A 17,536-nucleotide genomic window follows, 5' to 3' on the forward strand; every position below is an offset into this window, starting at 1 on the left:
CCCGGAAGCTGTGGTTCCAAACCGCTGTCGGGCAGCATCAGCAAGCCAGACGCTTCTGCTCGCTGGCGGCCTTGTTCTGGACGGCCTTGGAGGCGTCGGGATAGCGCTTGTTCACCTCGCGCAAGGTGGCGCAGGCGGTGTCCTTGTTGTCGAGGGCCGCAAGCGACATGCCGAGTTTCAGCAGCATTTCCGGTGCCTTGGGGGTCTTCCCATAGCTCTGGTAGGCCTTGAGGAAGGTCTCAGCCGAATCCTTGTAGCGAGCCTGCGAATATTGCGCTTCGCCCAGCCAGAAATTGGCATCCGCGGCCTTGCCGCTTTTCGGATAGCGGCTGATGAAATCGCGGAATTCGCCTTCCGCTGCCTTGTAGTCGCCCGATAGCACATGGCTATAGGCGATCTGATAGAGATCCTGCTCGCCGCCGAGCGACGCGGTTTTGGTTCCGCTCTGACCGACAGGTGCCGTACCCGGCAGAGCGCTGGCGTTGGAACCTGCCGCACCATTGACGCTGGCACCGACCGGATTGCCGCTGTTGTCCATTTCGATTGAGCCCAGCGTCATTTCACCGGGGGCTGCGGAGCGTCCGCCGCCAGCCGGGCTTGTTGCCTGGCTGCCAGCGGTTTCTCCGATGATCTGGCCAACACCGTCACTGCCACCAGCCGGCTGGCGCGCCGCTACCGACGGGCTGGCCTGGCCGGGGGAGCCTGCGTCACTTCTTTTTTTTTCCAGCTCCTGGAATCGGAATTCGTTATCTTCCTGCGCCTTGCGGATGGTTTCCTGCATTTGCAGCAGCTGGTAGCTCATGTCCTCGATCCGGCCGTTCAACTGGCGGATCTGGTCCTGCAATTGCTGGACTTGGACGATGTCACTGCCCTGCTGCTGGACCTGCTGCACTGGCATGTCGCTGACTGGCGCTGGCGGCGTGTGCTGGCGTTCGAAAAGCGAAAAGGCCAAGGCACTGCTGCCCGCTTGGACTCCGAGGATTGGGGGGGCGAGAATTGCAGTCATTCCCACCATCCCGGCCACGACAAGTCTCTTCATCGATGTGGTTCCTGTTTTCCGTGTTATCGCTCGATTGATGTGCGCCCGTCAGGCTTTGCCGTCGAATATCGACCGTCAAGCCTGCGATGTCTGCCAATAAAGCTTTTCTCTGTTCTTTGCAAAAAGCAACCGAGTTCGGCCAAAGTGTGAAGAAAACAAAAGGGCGGCCCGAAGACCGCCCTGTTTCTGTCATGAATGCAGGCACGATTTCGTGAATTACATTCCAGCGCCGCCGAGAACCGTTACGGCGCGGCGGTTCTGCGACCAGCAGGAAATATCGTCGCAGGTGGCGACCGGACGTTCCTTGCCGTAGGAAATCGTCTTGATGCGGTTGGCAGGAATGCCGCGCGACACGAGATAGGCCTTGGTGGATGCGGCACGGCGGGCGCCGAGCGCCAGGTTGTATTCGCGGGTGCCGCGTTCGTCGGCATGGCCTTCGACGGTGATCGGATACTGCGAATAACGCTGCAACCACTGAGCCTGGCGGTCCAGCGTCTGCTGGGCGTCGGCGCGGATCGAGGTTGAGTCGGTGTCGAAGAAGATCCGGTCGCCGACATTGACGGTGAAGTCCTGGGTCGAGCCGGGTGTTGCAGCACCTGCGCCGCCAAGGCCAAGCTCGGATGCGCTATTGGGCATGTTCTTCTTGGATGCGCAGCCAGCCAGCGCCAGCGTCATGGCGAGAGCGAGAATGGCGGGGTTGCTGGCAAGCTTTTGCATGCGGCTCATTACCGGGGTTACAGTGCGGCTCATGGCCGATCTCCTTGCAAGTAGTGTGGGGCAGTCTTGTGCAGTGATGGTGGGCAGCCGGTTGGGCGGTCCGTGTGAGCAGTGCCGATTGACACTGGTGTCAATCGTGGTTGCCGAACTCTAATCAATCCTGGTTAACCAGAAGCAAACGGTCATGGTTAATCTTTACTTAATTCACGACCGGTCATCAAATGCAATCGCCTTCCGGCAGGAGCCGGAAGGCGATGACCATGCTATTCGAGAAGCGGCGACCAGGCTGGGTCGGACGCAAAGCTCGGAGTTTTGACCAATTGCTCGTTATAGCCGGTCAAGTCGATGGAATAGAGCTGCGGTCCGCCGGAGCCCGCGGCCTGGCGGAAGAACATCAGCACGCGGCCGTTCGGTGCCCAGGTCGGGCCTTCATTATGGAAGCCGGTGGTCAGAAGCCGTTCGCCTGAACCGTCCGGCTTCATCACGCCGATCGAGAATTTTCCGCCCGATTGCTTGGTAAAGGCGATCAAGTCTCCGCGGGGCGACCAGACCGGAGTGGAGTAGGAGCCTTCGCCAAAGGAAATGCGGGTCTGGCCGGAGCCGTCGGAATTCATCACGTAAAGCTGCTGGCGTCCGCCACGGTCGCTCTCAAACACGATCCGGCGTCCATCCGGCGCATAGGACGGGGAGGTATCGATGGCCGCCGTGCTGGTCAACCGGGTGGTGGTGCGCGAGCGCAGGTCCATCGTGTAGATGTTACTGTTGGCGTCCTGTTGCAGGCTCATGATCACCCGCTGACCATCCGGCGAGAAGCGCGGCGAGAAGGTCATGCCGGGAAAATTGCCGACCACTTCGCGCTGTCCGGTTTCCAGTTGCAGCAGGTAGACGCGCGGCTGGTTGCCCTCGAAGGACATATAGGTCACTTCCTGGCGGTTCGGCGAAAAGCGCGGCGTCAGCACCAGATTGGCGGTGTTGGTCAACATGCGGACGTTTTCGCCGTCCTGGTCCATGATGGCCAACTGGCGCTTGCGGTCGGTCTTGGTTCCGCTTTCGGCCACGAAGACGATGCGGGTATCGAAATAGCCTTTTTCACCGGTGATGCGCTCATAGATCGCGTCGGCGATGATATGGGCGACGCGACGCCAGTTTTCAGGCTGGGTATAGAATTGCTGGCCGCTCATCTGCTGGCCCGCATAGGTGTCCCACAGGCGGAATTCGGCGCGCAAGCGGCCATCGCCTTCCTGGGTAATGCGACCAACCACCAGGGCCTGGGCGTTCAGCACCGTCCAGTTCTGCATGTTCGGAGCCTGATCGGGATTGATCTGCTTGTCGATGAAGGCACCGTGATTGACCGGGGCGAACAGACCGGAGCGTTTGAGATCGGCCTCGACCACCGCCGAAATCTTCGCGCCGATGCCATTGGCCGACAGGAAATCGGGAATGGCGATCGGCATCGGCTCGACATTGCCCTTATTGATGTTGATCTCGACCAGCGCCATGGCCGGCGTGGCAAAGGCGCCCGCCATGCCGACGAGGACGATCAGGATACGCAGGAGTGAGAATGTCTTCATAAGGGCAAGCCTTTCAGCTTCTACATGAATTCGTGTGGGCATGAATTCGCTTTTACATGAATTCGCTTGGATCGAAGTTGACGACAACCTCGGACCAGGCATCGTATTTTTCAACGGGCAGGTTCTTGAACGGCACGGATTTCAGAATGGCGCGGCGCGCGCTTGAGATCATCACCTGCTGGGCGCTGGGCGATCCGCCAGTGGCCGTCACTTCCGGCTCGCCGATCAGATTGCCGCTCTCGTCCAGCTTGAAATGAGCGCGGATCACCATGCCCTGGGCATCGCCCATGCCTGACAGCACCGACCAGTTGTTCTGGATCGCGCCGCGCAGGGCGTCCATTTCACTCTGGCTGAGTGTCGAGCCGCCGGTGGTCTTCTTGCCGCCCAGCGCCGCCTGTTCGGTGGAGCGCTTGGCACCGCCACCGGCAGCATCGGTCTTGTTCAGCAGGGCTGCAATCTCATCGGCGTTGAAGTCGCTTTCCTTTGAGGATTTCGCCTTGGCCGCCTGTTGGTTTTTGTCAGCCTTCTTGACATCAGGTGCCTTGGCGGCCTCGGTCTTCGGCTTGGCCTCCGTTGGCTTTGGCTCAGGCGTCTTGGTCTCCGCAGGCTTTGGCGGCTCCGGCTTCGGCTTGGACGCAGGCAGGGGAACGCTGGTCGGCAGCGGAATGTCTTCGGCCTTGGCGACTTCCTGGGGCTTTGCTTCCGGCTTCGGCTCGGGTTTGGCCTCCGGCTTTGGCGGTTCTGGCTTCGGTGGTTCCGGCTTTGGCTCTGGCGTCGGGGTTGGCACGTCCTTCGGAACAGGCACGGCATCCTTGGAAGGGGCTACCGCCGTCTCTTCCTTGGCAATTTCCTTGACGTCATTGGTATCGTTGTCCTGCGTTGGCAGGACCTTGTCCACCTTCTCAGGGGCAGCCGCCGTTTCCTGCTGTGTCGGCTTTTTCGACGGCGTCGGCGGGGTCTTCATATCGACTTCGTTGTCGCCCATGTTTTCCGCGTTCTGAACGGTGCTCGGCTTCTTGGTCGGGGTGGGTGCCGATTTTTCGCGCTTCGGCGCTTTTTTATCACCCTGCTGGATCTGGGTCAGTTCCGAGATCGGCACGATATCGACGGGCAATGCCTCGACATCGGCGACTTGCATGGGCGCAGGCGCGCTAATCGTCACCAGCGCCATGGCCAGCAGCGTTGCGTGCAAAATCGCAGATGTGACGAGACTGCCTTTCATTTCGAAAGATCACTTGTCCTGTTCTTGCAGGGTCACAAGGCCGATATTCTTGTAGCCAGCCGAAGAAATGCGCGCCATGACCTTCATGACCGTGCCATAGGCAGCAGCCGTGTCGCCGCGCACATAAATACGTTCATTGTAACCCGTGGTGGCGATAGCCTGGAGCTTGGGAACGATTTCCTCAAGCGGGATCGGGCTTTCCTGCAAATAGATTTCGCCAGCCGGATTGACCGAAATGGTGATCGGCTGCGTATCGGAATTCATGGCGCTGGCCTGGGTTTCCGGCAGGTCGATCGGCACGCCGACCGTCATCATCGGAGCTGCCACCATGAAGATGATCAACAACACCAGCATCACGTCAACCAGCGGGGTGACGTTGATTTCGCTGACCGGACCGCGCTTGCCGCCCCGGCGCCTGCTGCCGCGGCGGCCACCGCCGCCTCCGTTTGCTCCTACCGACATGCCCATCTGATCAATTCCTTTCGCCGACCTTGCCCAGTCGTTCTAGACTGGAGCCTTATTCCGCCGCCTGGCGAGGCTGGAGCTTCTCATCGATCTGTCGCGACAGTATGGCGGAAAACTCGTCGGCAAAGCCTTCCATGCGCGAGGACAGTTTGCCCGCTTCGCCGGAAAATTTATTATAGGCGATAACAGCCGGAATAGCGGCGACCAGACCGATGGCCGTTGCCAGCAGCGCCTCGGCGATACCGGGGGCAACGACCGCCAGATTGGTGGATTTCGAACCGGCAATCGCCTGGAACGAGGTCATGATACCGATAACCGTGCCGAACAGGCCGATGAAGGGACCAGCCGAACCGATGGTGGCCAGCGAGCCAAGACGGGCTTCGAAATGTTCGGCCTCGCGCGCCATGGTGACATCCATCGAACGGTCGATACGCATCTGCAAGCCAATGGGCGAACGTGCGCCGCGCTCAAAGCTCTTCTTCCACTCCCGCATGGCGGAGACGAATATGGCCGCAAGCCCGGTATTGTTGCGCTCTGCCAGCGTGCGATACAATTCTTCCAGCGACTGGCCGGACCAGAACACCTGTTCGAACTGGTCGAACTGGCGGCGCGCCTTGGCGAAGCTGACATATTTGTCGATGACGATGGCCCAGGTCCAGACGGAGGCGCCCAGAAGCCCGATCATCACGATTTTCACGACCCAGCCTGCCTGCATGAACAGGGCCCAAAGGCTGACGTCGTGGCTTGCGGCTGCCAATCCTACTTGTTCCATCGCTACCGTTCCTAAAATCCAGACGCCCGGGCGTAAAGAGACCGGGCGGATTTACAGCTTTATTTGCGCATCACGCGGGCTTGCGCAAACAACGCTGTAACAAATTCGTTTTTCTATGCAATCATCTCTGCACCATCAGGCAGTGTGATCGATCATGCACTTATAGGAAGGCTCATTGAAGATGACCCTTCGTATTCCCCTTGAAAATATCTCAAGCTTTTGGTGCATTTGAGATATTTTCAATTCTTCAAGTCGAGGATGCGTCAGCATTTTCGAGACTTGGTATTATATACTGATGTGCCGATAGGCGCGGTGGCGTTTCATCAACGCGATCCGCCATCCCCAAAGCACCCAGCTTGCCTTTTTGCCGCTAAATTTGGTCAAAGGAAGGCGTGCGGCGCACAAAGCACCGCAGGGTTAGTAAGACATCATTATTGTTAACGATAGGTTATCAGCCGGGCCTGAAGCCAAGGAACTTCTCGGCAATCGTTTCCGGCAGGCGGCGCGGACGCCCAAATTTGTTAACGACGGCAATCACAACTTTTGCGTCGATCAACCGGCGGTCACCGCTATTAATGGTTTGCCGCAGCACCATCTTGGCACCCCCGGCTTTTTCGGTGATTGTCTCGATGGTCATGATGTCATCCATCCGCGCCGGGCTTTTGAAATCCAGCTCCATGCGGTGTACGACGAAAACCAGCCCTTCCTCATCGGCATGGATCAGCTCGCTCTGTTCGCAGCCGAGACAGCGCAGATAATCAGTGCGCCCGCGCTCAAGGAAATGCAGATAACGGGCGTGATAGACCAGCCCGGAAAAATCCGTGTCCTCATAATAGACCCTTTGGATGAGACGATGGCCACCTTCGATCAGCTGGCCGGAAATGGAAAATTCATGCGTCATAGTTTACCTATTCAATGACCGAGATCGGCTTCTGTCCAGCCCAGTCGCTGCATGTCATCGGCCCGGTCGCGGAAATCCGTCGCTGTTATGAACTCATCGAGCTGCGGCGGCTTGACGCTGGTGCCAGTCAGCATCGCATGGACCTGGCCGCGATGGTGGGTTTGGTGGTGGAACAGGTGGAAGAGAAGATCGTCACACCGTTCAATTTGCAGCCTCGTTCCACGATGCACTGTGACGTCTTTGGCAAGCGCATCGGCGGTGAGGGCATCGCACAGGGTTAGAAGACGCTGATCCACAGCGGATTGGGCCTTGTGCAGGGCGTCAATCGTTTCAAAAGGTTCTTCATTGTCAAAGGCCACTGGGCCAAGGGTGCCGCCTTCCAAGGCATCAACATAGAACCAATCGACGGTCAGAATATGGTTGAGCGTTGCCTTGATCGACGGGAAGAAACTTGTGCGCGGCGCCTCGAATTCACCCGGTTTGAGACCGCCACAGGCGGTAAGCAGCCGTGCATTGGCCAGGGTATTGTTGCGGGCCATCTTGCGAAAGATACGGCAGGGATCAGTTGTCATGATCGAGGCACTCCTTCATCAACAATCAGATGTTCGACACGCTTTGGCAGTTGACCCATATAATTGCCCAGAAAGGCTGGCCGGATATCAAAAGCATCAAAGGCTGCTGCGGTTGCTGGTACCCAGCGAAACAGCACATCGGTGGGGCCATCCACCACGCGATGAACAATATCATCAGTGTGGAAGGGCAGGGGCGCATCCATGTTCAGGAGATAGTAAAATCCCAGCTCATGGGCGCGGTAATCATCAAAAGAAAAGAAAAGTTCAGTCGTGAACAGCAGGCGCTCGATGTTAACGGTGCGGTCGATTTCCTCCTGCATTTCGCGGATAATCGTCTGCTCGCTGCTTTCGCCAATTTCGGCCCGGCCACCGGGCAAGGCCCAGTAGGCTTCATTGACGCTTCTTTGCACCAGCAGATGGTCGTTTTGCAGGATCACGCCCGCCACCCGGAAAGTAAACAATTGCGGCTTTTTATCCAGCCGGATCATGTGGCGCTCAACGGTCATTTATCGTCCATATTTCCATCATTCCACACCAGATGGCGGGCGGTTTGGGGAAGCGTTTCAATCTCGTCCGCGATGAAATAAGGCGGGATATCCAGTGCGGTCAACGCCTGTTTGGTGGCTTTTGCCCATTTGAATTCCAGCGCGTTCTTTCCATCCTGGATGCGGTGAATGATGTCCTTCTCGTGGAAGGGCAGGGTGTCTGGCAGGTGCATCAGGTAATAATAGCCCAGTTCGTGCCAATCCCGGCCCTCGTAGTGGAAGAAGTTTTCGACGCTCCACAAAAGCCGGTCGATCCTGGCCTCGACACCGAGTTCCTCGGCCATTTCCCGCCTCAAGGTTTCCTGCGAGGTCTCGCCCATTTCGGCGCGGCCACCGGGAAAGGTCCAGAATTTTTCATGCACGGCGCGGTGCACCAGCACATGACCGTTGCGAAAAGCCAAGCCCGCAATACGCATCTGGAAGATACGGTTCTGCTGCTTGATCCGGATGCGATTGTCCTTGGCCACGTGCTCGTCCTTAAACCAGATCGATGACTAGTATTTCTGGCGGTGAGCCGAACCGGATCGGTGCGACGGAACAGCCAAGCCCACCCGAGACGATGATATTGCGACCACCTTCCTCGCGATGGCCATAGACATAGCGTGAGCCGAACCGCGATGGCACGACCGGTGTCCAGCCGAACAGATTGACCTGTCCGCCATGGGTATGGCCCGAAAGCGTCAGCGAGACCCGATCCGGCACGGTTGGAAAAATATCCGGTTCATGGGCCAGCAGGATGACCGGGGCATTGTCCGTCACTTTGGCCAGCGTGCCGGGTAGGTCGTCTAATCCCCGCATCCGGTGATTGCCGGTCAGATAGGCCCACTGGTCTTCCAGCCCAGCCACCCAGAAGGGGTGATCGTCTGACCCCAGCCGCACCGCGCTGTTCGACATGGCATTGATGCCGACGCTGCGCAGTGCCCGATGGGCCATGGTCTCCGGCAGGCGTTGCAGCTGCGCCTCGGTATCCTGCCACCAGTCGTGATTGCCGCAGACTGCATGGACGCCATAGGGTGCTTTCAGCACAGACAGGGCTTTGGACCATTGCTCTGGTGGCACCACGCCGGTTACCAGTTTCATGCCGGACATATAATCGCCAAGCAGCAGGATGACATCGCCCCCCAGCGTGTTGGCGTGTTCGCAAATCCGGGCGATCCGCTCGGCCGGCATCCAGGGCTCGCAGGCATGGAAATCGGCAAGCGCGACAATCCGCAGGCCTTGGCCCTTCGGCCAGCCGGGTGGGGAGAGTTTATAGCGGGTGGTTTCCAGCCGCAGCAGCGGCTCGACCGCCCCGGCATAGCCACCAAGCGATAGAATACCGGCGGCGCTGCCTGCCAGTAGCTTGAAAAACGTTCGTCTGGTTATCAATCGTCATCCTCAAGGGTCAGGCGAAACTGCGCAGCCTCCATGTCTTTTGGCGGCATCAGGCCCAGATGTTTCCAGGCAATCGCGGTCAACACGCGGCCACGCGGCGTGCGCTGGATAAAACCCTGCTGGATCATATAGGGCTCGATAATATCCTCAATGGCGTCGCGTGGTTCGGACAGGCCCGCGGCAATGGTTTCGATGCCGACTGGACCCCCGCCAAAATTGACGGCAATCATGGTCAAATAACGGGTGTCGAGTTGATCGAGGCCCATATTGTCCACTAACAACCGCGTGAGCGCCTCATCGGCGATCTCGCGGGTGACGGCAGGGGCGCGGGCGACCTCGGCAAAGTCGCGCACCCGGCGCAGCAGCCGTCCGGCGATGCGTGGCGTGCCACGGGCGCGCCTGGCAATTTCGCGCGCACCGTCATCGGTCATGCCAAGCCCCATCAGGCGCGCGCCGCGCCGCACGATCAGCTCCAGCTCCTCGACCGTATAGAAGGACAGCCGTACCGGAATGCCGAACCGATCGCGCAAGGGCGTGGTCAACAGGCCAAGCCGGGTGGTGGCGGCGACCAGGGTGAATTTGGAAAGGTCGATCTTCACCGAGCGCGCCGCCGGGCCTTCGCCGATGATCAGGTCAAGCTGGAAATCCTCCATGGCCGGATAGAGAATTTCCTCTACCGCCGGGCTCAAGCGATGGATTTCATCGATAAACAACACGTCACGCTCTTCCAGATTGGTGAGGAGTGCGGCGAGATCCCCCGCCTTGGCGATGACAGGACCGGAGGTCGAGCGGAAATTGACCCCCAACTCCTTGGCCATGATCTGCGCCAGCGTCGTCTTGCCGAGGCCCGGTGGGCCGACGAACAGCACATGGTCCAGCGCCTCGCCTCGGTTCTTGGCGGCTTCGATGAAGATCTTCAGATTGGCGCGCGCCTCTGCCTGGCCGGTAAAGTCGTCTAGCGTCTGGGGCCTCAGCGCCGAATCGACGTCTTCGCCGCGCTTTTCCGGGGTGAGGACAGGGTTTTGAGCGCTCATGCGAGGAGTTCCATATGGGGGACGGTTCGTGCGGCTTTCCGGTCGAATGTCATGGTTGTCCGACATCCCAGCTCCCTGTTCTTGAGAGCAATGAAAATATCGGCGAATTCCTCGCTGCTGCGATCCATTTCATCCAATGTCAGTTCTATGACATTTTCGTCTTCAAGCACGAGATTTTCAGAATCGAGAAATCCGGACAGGATGATCTTCAATTCTTCTTTTGACATTTTGACCTGTCGGCGCGCTGTCCAGATGAATTCCAGCAAAACCGCGCTATTGACGAAGCCAGGCTGGTCCTGGGTCAGGCTGTCGGCCAGTGCAAGCGCCTGTTTGGTTTGAATGTCATCGTCCTGCATGGTGAGACGCAGCAGAATATTGGTGTCGATGCCGATCATTCTCGGCCCATCACGTGATCTACGATGGCGTCGCCGATCACCTCATCCATCTCTTCGATCGTCAGCGTGGGCATGCCGGGACGATGCAGAATACCGGCCAGATCGATCAACCGTTTGTTCTTGGCTTTCAGCGTGACTTCGCCGTTTTTCACCACGTAGCGAATCCGGTCACCGGGCTTCAGCTTCAACAGCTCCCTGATTTCTGCTGGAACCGTGGTTTGACCTTTGGAGGTCAACGTTGCGTAGAAGACGTTCATGCGGACCCTCCCGGTCTGACCGGTCAAAAATTCCTTACTTTTTCACAATAGTAAGGAATTCCGCCAAAGGCAAGGAAATCACCGTGATAGCTCCTTCAAGCCCAGCCGGATTAGTTTGGCGCTGTCTGCGCCTTCACCACCGTTTTTCAACGCGGCGGCGATGGCGTTGGCGGCCTGGTCGCGGGAATAGCCGAGATTGGTCAAGGCTGACACCGCATCGGAAACCGGGGCGGAGGCAACCCCTTCGCCAAGCTCCTGCTTGAGACCGATGGCGCTTCCGGCCTCCCCAGTGAAGGCCGGAGCCTTGTTCTTCAATTCGGTGACAAGACGCAGCGCCACTTTCGGTCCGACGCCCGGCGCTCTGGCAATGGCGGGTTTGTCCTGGAGGGCGATGGCATTGGCGAGTTCCGAGGGGGTGAGGGTGGCCAAAATCGCCAGCGCCACCTTGGCGCCAACGCCCTGCACGCTTTGCAGCAGATTAAACCATTCCCGCTCCAGCGCGCTCATGAAGCCGAACAATTTCAGCTGGTCCTCGCGCACATAGGTCTCGATGAACAGCACGATGGCCTCGCCGGGTGATCCCAGCCGTGCCAGGGTGCGGGACGAACAATGAGCGACGTAACAGACGCCGTGCACATCGACCAGCACATGGTCGTCGCCGATCTCGTCAATGGTGCCTTTGAGCTTGCCAATCATATGCCATATCCAATGAAAAGAGTGATTATCCCGCCAGCGCCCGGCGCATCCGCTCACCGCCGCGATTATGGGCGTGGCAGATGGCGATGGCCAAGGCATCGGCTGCATCATTGCCTTTGAATTCGGCCTTCGGCATCAGGATCTTCAGCATCATATGGATCTGTTGCTTATCGCCATGGCCAACGCCGATCACCGATTTCTTCACCGCATTCGGGGCATATTCCGCCACCGGCAAACCGGCACGGGCTGGCACCAGCATGGCGATGCCACGGGCCTGGCCAAGCTTCAGTGTCGCAACCGCGTCCTTGTTGACGAAGGTCTGTTCCACCGCTGCTTCATTGGGCTGGTGGAGATGCACCACATCGGCCAGCCCGTCATGCAACTGGCACAGTCTGGACGCCAGATCCATGTCTCCATCGGACATGACTGTACCCGATGCGACAAAGCGCAACGAATTGCCCAATGTCTCGATAACGCCCCAGCCGGTGCGGCGCAGGCCAGGATCGATACCGATAATGCGAATCGCGCTTGTCATGGAAAAATCCTAATCCTTTTCAAGCGAGATGTGCCAGCAAAAAGTGAACAAAACAAAAACATTCGCTGTGGATTGGGCGTCGATTTGCTCACCTTCTCAAAACCTGTCCCGCAAAGATGTGATCGGGTCTTTCCTCTCACCGCCTCTGGTATTGACATCAGGAGTACATAGATAAAGTCATATCCTCTCATCTGGAGCGCGCTTTATGACATCTGGAAAAACCGTGCCGATTTCCATTCTGGACCTTTCGCCTATTGCAGAAGGGCAGAGCGTGTCGGATGCGCTTTCGGCCTCGCGGCGCATGGCCGTTGCGGCTGAAGAGCACGGTTACACGCGGTTCTGGCTGGCTGAGCATCACGGCATGCCGGGCATTGCCAGCGCGGCGACCTCAATTGTCATTGCCCATGTCGGGGCGGCGACCAAGCGGATTCGCATCGGCTCCGGCGGCATCATGCTGCCCAATCATGCGCCGATGGTGATTGCTGAGCAATTCGGCACGCTCGCGGCGCTGTTTCCGGGCCGGGTCGATCTGGGTCTCGGACGGGCGCCCGGTACCGATATGCGCACGGCCCGCGCCTTGCGCCGCAATATGGAGGCGGGCGTGGATAACTTCCCCCAGGATATTCAGGAGCTGCAATTGCTGTTGGGGCCACCGGTTGGCGATGGCAGCCTGATGGCGGTTCCAGGTGTGAATAGCGATGTGGCGGTGTGGCTGCTGGGTTCCAGCCTTTATAGTGCCCATCTGGCGGCGGCGCTGGGTCTTCCCTATGCCTTTGCGTCGCATTTCGCCCCGGATCAATTGTTTGAGGCGATCTCGATCTACCGTGATCGCTTCCAGCCATCCGAGGCCCTCGATAAGCCCTATATGATTGTCGGTGTGATGGGCGCTATCGCCGAAACGGATCAGGAGGCGCGGCGTCTGTTTACCTCCGCCCAGCAGCAATTCATCAACTTGCGGCGCAATGTGCGCAGCCAGTTTCCTTGTCCGGTCGAGACCATGGAGGGCTTGTGGAGCGAAATGGAGCGCTTCGGTGTTGAGCATACGCTGCAACATGCTGTGGTCGGCGGCCCGGCGACAGCGGCTGAAAAGCTATCTCGCTTCCTGAAAAATACCGGCGCTGATGAAGTGATCGTCTCCATGCCGATCCACGATATCGAGGCACGGTTGACATCGGTTCGGCTGTTTGCCGATCTGCAGCGTCAGGCATGCGAAGCGGCGTGACGGCGTGGTAGAGGCCTAAATGCGATCGCGGCATGGTTAAGCAACAGGCTTAATGAGGTCTTAACCTTTGCCCTTCATTATCCACGGTTGAAACGTGGGGGCATGGCCCCGTCATCCTTTGATTTTGGGGCCTTTCTCATGAAAAGACATCTATTGGCACTGTTTGCCGCCGGCATTCTGGCCGGTCCGGTAAGCGCCGCCGACGTCTATCAGCCAGAACCGCCGCCGCAGGACGCTCCCGAAGTGCGGGTTGCCGATACGTCCGGCTGGTATCTGCGTGGCGATATCGGCTATTCCTTCAACAAGTTGCGCGGAGCGAAGTTCTACCAGGGCTCCAACGCCAATCAGGCTAGTTTCGACCGGCATGATCTGGATAACAGCTACACGCTGGGAGGCGGTGTCGGATACCAGATCAACAGTCATCTGCGCACCGATGTAACCTTCGACTATCTCGGCAAGTCGGATTTCACCGGCTCGACCCATGGGTCCTGCGGCGTATCCAGCGCCTGTACCTCGCGTGACCTGTCCTCCTTGCAGGCCTATACGCTGATGGCCAATGCCTATGTGGATCTCGGCACCTACGCCTCGTTCACGCCCTATGTTGGCGCAGGTATCGGCGGGTCCTATGTCAAATGGGACAAGCTGAAAAACACCTCCTGCGCCGATGACGGCAGTGGTTGTGATGGCAGCGAAGAGCATGGGGGCCGGGGTAGCTGGCGCTTTGCCTATCAGCTGATGGTTGGCACCTCCATCGATCTCACCTGCGACTGGAAAGCCGATATCGGTTACCGCTTCCGCCAGACGACGGGTGGTAGCATGTTCGGCTACAAGGCCAATGGCGGTCCCGGCAGTGACAAGGGCTTTTACAGCCACGACCTGCATGTCGGAGCCCGCTACCAGTTCGGTGGCTGCCCGACGCCGGTCGGCTATGAGCCGCCACCTCTTGTCTATAAGTGATCGGGCTTACCGCCTGCGAATGCCTGCTGGTCTGGAGAGGACCGGCTCGATTTTGAAAAAGCGCCGTGGGTTCGAAAGGACGCACGGCATTTTGTTGTTTTTCATAACTGTCTGCCCCCTTGCATTTCCAGCACTGTCCCATAAAGCTAACCACACAGGAACGGCTGCTTGGCGAAGGATCTCGTCCGTCAATGGGCTTTTCTGCCCGGATTTACATAACCACTGTCAATCTTTTTGAACGGTCAAAATGAAAATACTCGCTTCCTTCCTGGTGTGGCCGGGCGTGTTCGTGTTCGGCCTGACAGGCTCCTATTTCGCTTTTTCCAGTTCTCATCCACTGCTTGGCTTCGTTGCCGTCTATCTCTGTGCTTTCGGTCTTCTGGCGCTCAGCGAGCGGCTCCTGCCTTATGAGCCGACCTGGCTAGAGGGCGATGGCGAGACCGTCAACGATGTCGCCCATACGCTGTTGACCAAGGGACTGGTCGAGTTTCTATCGGGTCTGACGGTGATTTTCCCGATGGCCGCCGCCCGGGTGTTGCAACCGCTGACGGCGCTGGAATTTCACCTTTGGCCAACCGGCCTGCCCATGGCCTTGCAGGTCGTTCTAGGGCTGGTTGTTGCTGAATTCGGTTTGTATTGGGCGCACAGGATTGCCCATGAACGGCTGTTCTTCTGGCGGTTCCATGCGCTGCACCACAGCGTTGCCAGGCTCTGGGTGGTCAATACCGGGCGTTTCCATGTGATGGATTCACTGTTCAAGGTGGCACTTAGCCAGCTGCCGCTCTATCTGCTGGGCGCGCCCGTTGCCGTCTTTCTCTGGGTCGGTGCGGCCACCGCCTTCATCGGCATCCTCACTCATTGCAATGTCGCAGTGCGCACTGGCATTCTTGACTTCGTGTTCAGCACACCGCGCCTGCATCGCTGGCACCATTCGAAGATTTTGCGTGAAGGCAATACCAATTACGGCGAGAACCTGGTGCTTTTCGATCAGATATTCGGGACCTATTACAATCCCGAACACGGACCCAGCACCAATATCGGCATCAGCGGCACGGTGGCCAAGGGGTTCGTCGCTCAATTGGTCCAGCCCTTCACGGTGAAGGGCCAGAGGCAAATTCTCGGGGCTCGGCCGGTCGAGGAGGGGACGCTTGCGCCCCCCGATGTCGTTGCTCAGAATTCGCGCTTGACCAGCACCCTGTCCACCGACAGCGCTCCGCCACCGAAGGCCGCGTAAAACAGCGCTCCGCCGGTCCAGAACAGCGAAGCAAGTTCGGCCTTGGTCTGCACCTGTTCCAGGAAGGTGGTGCCGCCATCGGCAAGCCGCTTGACGGCTTCTGGGGTGAACAACGTGGCGCCGCTTTTAAGGGCGTCAATGCCTTCTTGCGTTAGGAATGCATGCCCGTAGGGGAACTTGACGTGAAACCAAAGGGTGATGGCCAGCATGATGCCATTGGCGAGCGCGACTGGCCGCGTAAAAAGTCCGATTACAATCAGGAAACCGCCGAAAAACTGCATGGCGGCCAGCATGGGCGACCAGAGCCAGCCCGGGTAGAAGCCAAGATTCTCTACAAAGCCGATCTGGGCCATGGGCGCCATGATTTTTGGATAGCCCTCGATGACAAGCATGGCGCCGATGGCCACCCGAAAAGCGGTGAAGGCCAGGGGCTCGGCAAATCCCTGATAGAATTTTTCCATGATCGGAAGGAACAGCCGGGTTTTAGGCGACTTGCTGGGTGCGGAATACAGTGTTTCCATTGTCATAGCCAACCTCAATAGGGTTTGTTTTGCGTGTAGGCTGATGTTGCATGGGTCTGGCTGGCGGCTATTGATCTCGGTCAATAAAGTTGCGGAGACGCAACTTGGCGCACGTTTTTCGCGTAGATGTCCCGCTTTGTGGAGGATTTGGCGGCGGCGGATTGTCGCTGTCGGGCCGATAAAAGTCGCTTGACGAAAATCGTGAACTCGATTAGCAACGACGGCGGGACACCTCTCCCCAACGAGAGGCCATATACCTGGAAGGGTAGTTTGCTATGGTTGATATTACTGCACCCGCCGTACGTACGGAAAATGCTAATTTTTCGTCTGGCCCTTGCTCGAAGCGCCCCGGTTGGGCACTCGACGCTCTCAGCGATGCCCCGCTCGGTCGTTCGCACCGCGCCAAGGTCGGCAAAGACAAGCTGAAGCTGGCCATTGACCTCACTCGTGAAATTCTGAACGTTCCTGCCGATTACCGTATTGGTATCGTTCCGGCGTCTGACACCGGTGCTGTTGAAATGGCGCTCTGGTCCTTGCTGGGTGAACGCGGCGTGGACATGCTGTCCTGGGAAAGCTTTGGCGCTGGCTGGGTGACCGATGTGGTCAAGCAGCTCAAGCTTGCCGATGTTCGCAAGTTCAATGCAGATTACGGCCTGCTGCCAAACCTTGCCGAGGTTGATTTCGACCGCGACGTGGTCTTCACATGGAACGGCACGACTTCGGGTGTTCGCGTTCCCAATGCTGATTTCATCCCCGCTGACCGCAAGGGTCTGACCATTTGCGACGCCACCTCTGCCGCATTTGCGCAGGATTTGGATTTCGCGAAGCTCGACGTTGTCACCTTCTCGTGGCAGAAGGTTCTGGGCGGCGAGGGCGGTCACGGCATGTTGATCCTCAGCCCCCGCGCTGTTGAGCGTCTTCAGACCTACGCACCGGCTTGGCCGCTGCCGAAGATTTTCCGTCTGACCTCTGGCGGCAAGCTGATTGAAGGCATCTTCAAGGGTGAAACCATCAACACGCCTTCGATGCTCTGCGTTGAAGATTATCTGGATGCGCTGAACTGGGCGAAGTCCATCGGTGGTCTGGACGCGCTGATTGCCCGTGCTGACGCCAATGCCAAGGTGATCTTCGATTTCGTCGCTGCCAATGACTGGATTGCCAACCTTGCACAGGTTGACGAGACCCGTTCCAACACGTCTGTGTGCCTGACCATTGCCGATCCAGAGGTTCTGGCTCTGCCCGCTGAAGAGCAGGCCGCTTTTGCCAAGGGTATTGCAACGCTTCTGGAAAAGCAGGGCGTTGCCTATGACATCGGTGCTTACCGCGACGCGCCTGCTGGTCTTCGCATCTGGGCTGGTGCCACCATTGAGACCGCTGATATGCAGGCTCTGATGCCGTGGCTGACCTGGGCTTATCAGACCCAGAAGGCAACGCTTGCCAAGGCTGCTGCTTAAAGCTCTATCTGGCCTCGCAATGATGCGAGGCCTACTTCCCCATTCATGCTTGT

General features: G+C 58.3%; 21 protein-coding genes. 4 read left to right on the plus strand and 17 right to left on the minus strand.

Annotation, left to right across the window (positions count from 1 at the left end; genetic code table 11):
* Positions 1-37: 37 nt before the first annotated feature.
* From ybgF to ruvC, 16 genes are all read right to left on the minus strand, one after another.
* Positions 38-1,039: a tol-pal system protein YbgF gene (gene ybgF, locus H1Y61_RS05415; protein ID WP_180573948.1), complete on the minus strand. Its 1,002-nt coding sequence runs from the start codon at positions 1,037-1,039 to the stop codon at positions 38-40.
* Positions 1,040-1,255: 216 nt separating this feature from the next.
* A complete protein-coding gene (pal, locus tag H1Y61_RS05420; RefSeq protein ID WP_060718216.1) occupies positions 1,256-1,789 on the minus strand; it encodes a peptidoglycan-associated lipoprotein Pal in 534 nt (177 codons plus the stop codon).
* A gap of 230 nt (positions 1,790-2,019) precedes the next feature.
* Positions 2,020-3,327: a Tol-Pal system beta propeller repeat protein TolB gene (gene tolB / locus H1Y61_RS05425; protein WP_015917021.1), complete on the minus strand. Its 1,308-nt coding sequence runs from the start codon at positions 3,325-3,327 to the stop codon at positions 2,020-2,022.
* A gap of 52 nt (positions 3,328-3,379) precedes the next feature.
* A complete protein-coding gene (locus H1Y61_RS05430; protein WP_174111611.1) occupies positions 3,380-4,549 on the minus strand; it encodes a hypothetical protein in 1,170 nt (389 codons plus the stop codon).
* Between the two features lie 9 nt (positions 4,550-4,558).
* Complete coding sequence (gene tolR, locus H1Y61_RS05435) at positions 4,559-5,017, minus strand: protein TolR (RefSeq protein WP_015917019.1); 459 nt, start codon at positions 5,015-5,017, stop codon at positions 4,559-4,561.
* Between the two features lie 49 nt (positions 5,018-5,066).
* On the minus strand, positions 5,067-5,786 hold the full coding sequence (gene tolQ / locus H1Y61_RS05440) for a protein TolQ (RefSeq protein WP_015917018.1): 720 nt from the start codon (positions 5,784-5,786) through the stop codon (positions 5,067-5,069).
* Between the two features lie 451 nt (positions 5,787-6,237).
* Positions 6,238-6,687, minus strand: a complete 450-nt coding sequence (gene ybgC / locus H1Y61_RS05445; protein ID WP_180573949.1) for a tol-pal system-associated acyl-CoA thioesterase — start codon at positions 6,685-6,687, stop codon at positions 6,238-6,240.
* An 11-nt stretch (positions 6,688-6,698) separates the two neighbouring features.
* Positions 6,699-7,259 carry a DinB family protein gene (locus tag H1Y61_RS05450; RefSeq protein ID WP_409363958.1) on the minus strand — a complete coding sequence of 187 codons (561 nt, stop codon included), beginning with the start codon at positions 7,257-7,259 and terminating at the stop codon, positions 6,699-6,701.
* Positions 7,256-7,765, minus strand: a complete 510-nt coding sequence (locus H1Y61_RS05455; RefSeq protein ID WP_180573950.1) for an NUDIX hydrolase — start codon at positions 7,763-7,765, stop codon at positions 7,256-7,258. The genes H1Y61_RS05450 and H1Y61_RS05455 overlap by 4 nt, the downstream gene beginning before the upstream one ends.
* A complete protein-coding gene (locus H1Y61_RS05460) occupies positions 7,762-8,220 on the minus strand; it encodes an NUDIX hydrolase (RefSeq protein ID WP_235680878.1) in 459 nt (152 codons plus the stop codon). Before H1Y61_RS05460 ends, H1Y61_RS05455 begins: the two co-directional genes overlap by 4 nt.
* Before the next feature lie 61 nt (positions 8,221-8,281).
* Complete coding sequence (locus H1Y61_RS05465; RefSeq protein WP_180573952.1) at positions 8,282-9,172, minus strand: metallophosphoesterase; 891 nt, start codon at positions 9,170-9,172, stop codon at positions 8,282-8,284.
* Complete coding sequence (gene ruvB, locus H1Y61_RS05470) at positions 9,169-10,212, minus strand: Holliday junction branch migration DNA helicase RuvB (RefSeq protein ID WP_015917012.1); 1,044 nt, start codon at positions 10,210-10,212, stop codon at positions 9,169-9,171. Before ruvB ends, H1Y61_RS05465 begins: the two co-directional genes overlap by 4 nt.
* Positions 10,209-10,607, minus strand: coding sequence for a PIN domain-containing protein (locus H1Y61_RS05475; protein ID WP_070166690.1), 399 nt, complete (start codon positions 10,605-10,607; stop codon positions 10,209-10,211). The genes ruvB and H1Y61_RS05475 overlap by 4 nt, the downstream gene beginning before the upstream one ends.
* Positions 10,604-10,864, minus strand: a complete 261-nt coding sequence (locus H1Y61_RS05480; RefSeq protein WP_180573953.1) for an AbrB/MazE/SpoVT family DNA-binding domain-containing protein — start codon at positions 10,862-10,864, stop codon at positions 10,604-10,606. Before H1Y61_RS05480 ends, H1Y61_RS05475 begins: the two co-directional genes overlap by 4 nt.
* A gap of 78 nt (positions 10,865-10,942) precedes the next feature.
* Positions 10,943-11,560: a Holliday junction branch migration protein RuvA gene (gene ruvA, locus H1Y61_RS05485; RefSeq protein ID WP_180573954.1), complete on the minus strand. Its 618-nt coding sequence runs from the start codon at positions 11,558-11,560 to the stop codon at positions 10,943-10,945.
* Between the two features lie 25 nt (positions 11,561-11,585).
* The gene (gene ruvC, locus H1Y61_RS05490) at positions 11,586-12,095 is read right to left on the minus strand and encodes a crossover junction endodeoxyribonuclease RuvC (RefSeq protein ID WP_180573955.1); all 510 of its coding nucleotides are present in this window, start codon (positions 12,093-12,095) and stop codon (positions 11,586-11,588) included.
* A gap of 205 nt (positions 12,096-12,300) precedes the next feature.
* Between ruvC and H1Y61_RS05495 the strand changes: the two genes are divergently transcribed.
* From H1Y61_RS05495 to H1Y61_RS05505, 3 genes are all read left to right on the plus strand, one after another.
* A complete protein-coding gene (locus H1Y61_RS05495; protein WP_180573956.1) occupies positions 12,301-13,317 on the plus strand; it encodes an LLM class flavin-dependent oxidoreductase in 1,017 nt (338 codons plus the stop codon).
* A gap of 138 nt (positions 13,318-13,455) precedes the next feature.
* On the plus strand, positions 13,456-14,274 hold the full coding sequence (locus tag H1Y61_RS05500; protein WP_180573957.1) for an outer membrane protein: 819 nt from the start codon (positions 13,456-13,458) through the stop codon (positions 14,272-14,274).
* Positions 14,275-14,521: 247 nt separating this feature from the next.
* Positions 14,522-15,508 carry an ornithine lipid hydroxylase OlsE gene (locus tag H1Y61_RS05505; protein WP_174111602.1) on the plus strand — a complete coding sequence of 329 codons (987 nt, stop codon included), beginning with the start codon at positions 14,522-14,524 and terminating at the stop codon, positions 15,506-15,508.
* Here the strand turns inward: H1Y61_RS05505 and H1Y61_RS05510 are convergent.
* Positions 15,445-16,035: a DoxX family protein gene (locus H1Y61_RS05510; protein ID WP_174111601.1), complete on the minus strand. Its 591-nt coding sequence runs from the start codon at positions 16,033-16,035 to the stop codon at positions 15,445-15,447. The two genes, H1Y61_RS05505 and H1Y61_RS05510, sit on opposite strands and share 64 nt — an antisense overlap.
* A 269-nt stretch (positions 16,036-16,304) precedes the next feature.
* On the opposite strand from H1Y61_RS05510, the gene H1Y61_RS05515 reads away from it, so the two are divergent.
* On the plus strand, positions 16,305-17,483 hold the full coding sequence (locus tag H1Y61_RS05515; protein WP_180573958.1) for a phosphoserine transaminase: 1,179 nt from the start codon (positions 16,305-16,307) through the stop codon (positions 17,481-17,483).
* The last annotated feature ends 53 nt before the right edge of the window (positions 17,484-17,536 follow it).

It is taken from the genome of Agrobacterium vitis, from assembly GCF_013426735.1.
Classification (GTDB): Bacteria; Pseudomonadota; Alphaproteobacteria; order Rhizobiales; family Rhizobiaceae; genus Allorhizobium; species Allorhizobium vitis_D.

Coding starts and splice junctions, on each gene's coding strand:
- ybgF (WP_180573948.1), bottom strand. CDS start 1,039: ATGAAGAGACTTGTCGTGGCCGGGATGGTGGGAATGACTGCAATTCTC.
- pal (WP_060718216.1), bottom strand. CDS start 1,789: ATGAGCCGCACTGTAACCCCGGTAATGAGCCGCATGCAAAAGCTTGCC.
- tolB (WP_015917021.1), bottom strand. CDS start 3,327: ATGAAGACATTCTCACTCCTGCGTATCCTGATCGTCCTCGTCGGCATG.
- H1Y61_RS05430 (WP_174111611.1), bottom strand. CDS start 4,549: ATGAAAGGCAGTCTCGTCACATCTGCGATTTTGCACGCAACGCTGCTG.
- tolR (WP_015917019.1), bottom strand. CDS start 5,017: ATGGGCATGTCGGTAGGAGCAAACGGAGGCGGCGGTGGCCGCCGCGGC.
- tolQ (WP_015917018.1), bottom strand. CDS start 5,786: ATGGAACAAGTAGGATTGGCAGCCGCAAGCCACGACGTCAGCCTTTGG.
- ybgC (WP_180573949.1), bottom strand. CDS start 6,687: ATGACGCATGAATTTTCCATTTCCGGCCAGCTGATCGAAGGTGGCCAT.
- H1Y61_RS05450 (WP_409363958.1), bottom strand. CDS start 7,259: ATGACAACTGATCCCTGCCGTATCTTTCGCAAGATGGCCCGCAACAAT.
- H1Y61_RS05455 (WP_180573950.1), bottom strand. CDS start 7,765: ATGACCGTTGAGCGCCACATGATCCGGCTGGATAAAAAGCCGCAATTG.
- H1Y61_RS05460 (WP_235680878.1), bottom strand. CDS start 8,220: ATGCGTATTGCGGGCTTGGCTTTTCGCAACGGTCATGTGCTGGTGCAC.
- ruvB (WP_015917012.1), bottom strand. CDS start 10,212: ATGAGCGCTCAAAACCCTGTCCTCACCCCGGAAAAGCGCGGCGAAGAC.
- H1Y61_RS05475 (WP_070166690.1), bottom strand. CDS start 10,607: ATGATCGGCATCGACACCAATATTCTGCTGCGTCTCACCATGCAGGAC.
- H1Y61_RS05480 (WP_180573953.1), bottom strand. CDS start 10,864: ATGAACGTCTTCTACGCAACGTTGACCTCCAAAGGTCAAACCACGGTT.
- ruvA (WP_180573954.1), bottom strand. CDS start 11,560: ATGATTGGCAAGCTCAAAGGCACCATTGACGAGATCGGCGACGACCAT.
- ruvC (WP_180573955.1), bottom strand. CDS start 12,095: ATGACAAGCGCGATTCGCATTATCGGTATCGATCCTGGCCTGCGCCGC.
- H1Y61_RS05495 (WP_180573956.1), top strand. CDS start 12,301: ATGACATCTGGAAAAACCGTGCCGATTTCCATTCTGGACCTTTCGCCT.
- H1Y61_RS05500 (WP_180573957.1), top strand. CDS start 13,456: ATGAAAAGACATCTATTGGCACTGTTTGCCGCCGGCATTCTGGCCGGT.
- H1Y61_RS05505 (WP_174111602.1), top strand. CDS start 14,522: ATGAAAATACTCGCTTCCTTCCTGGTGTGGCCGGGCGTGTTCGTGTTC.
- H1Y61_RS05510 (WP_174111601.1), bottom strand. CDS start 16,035: ATGACAATGGAAACACTGTATTCCGCACCCAGCAAGTCGCCTAAAACC.
- H1Y61_RS05515 (WP_180573958.1), top strand. CDS start 16,305: ATGGTTGATATTACTGCACCCGCCGTACGTACGGAAAATGCTAATTTT.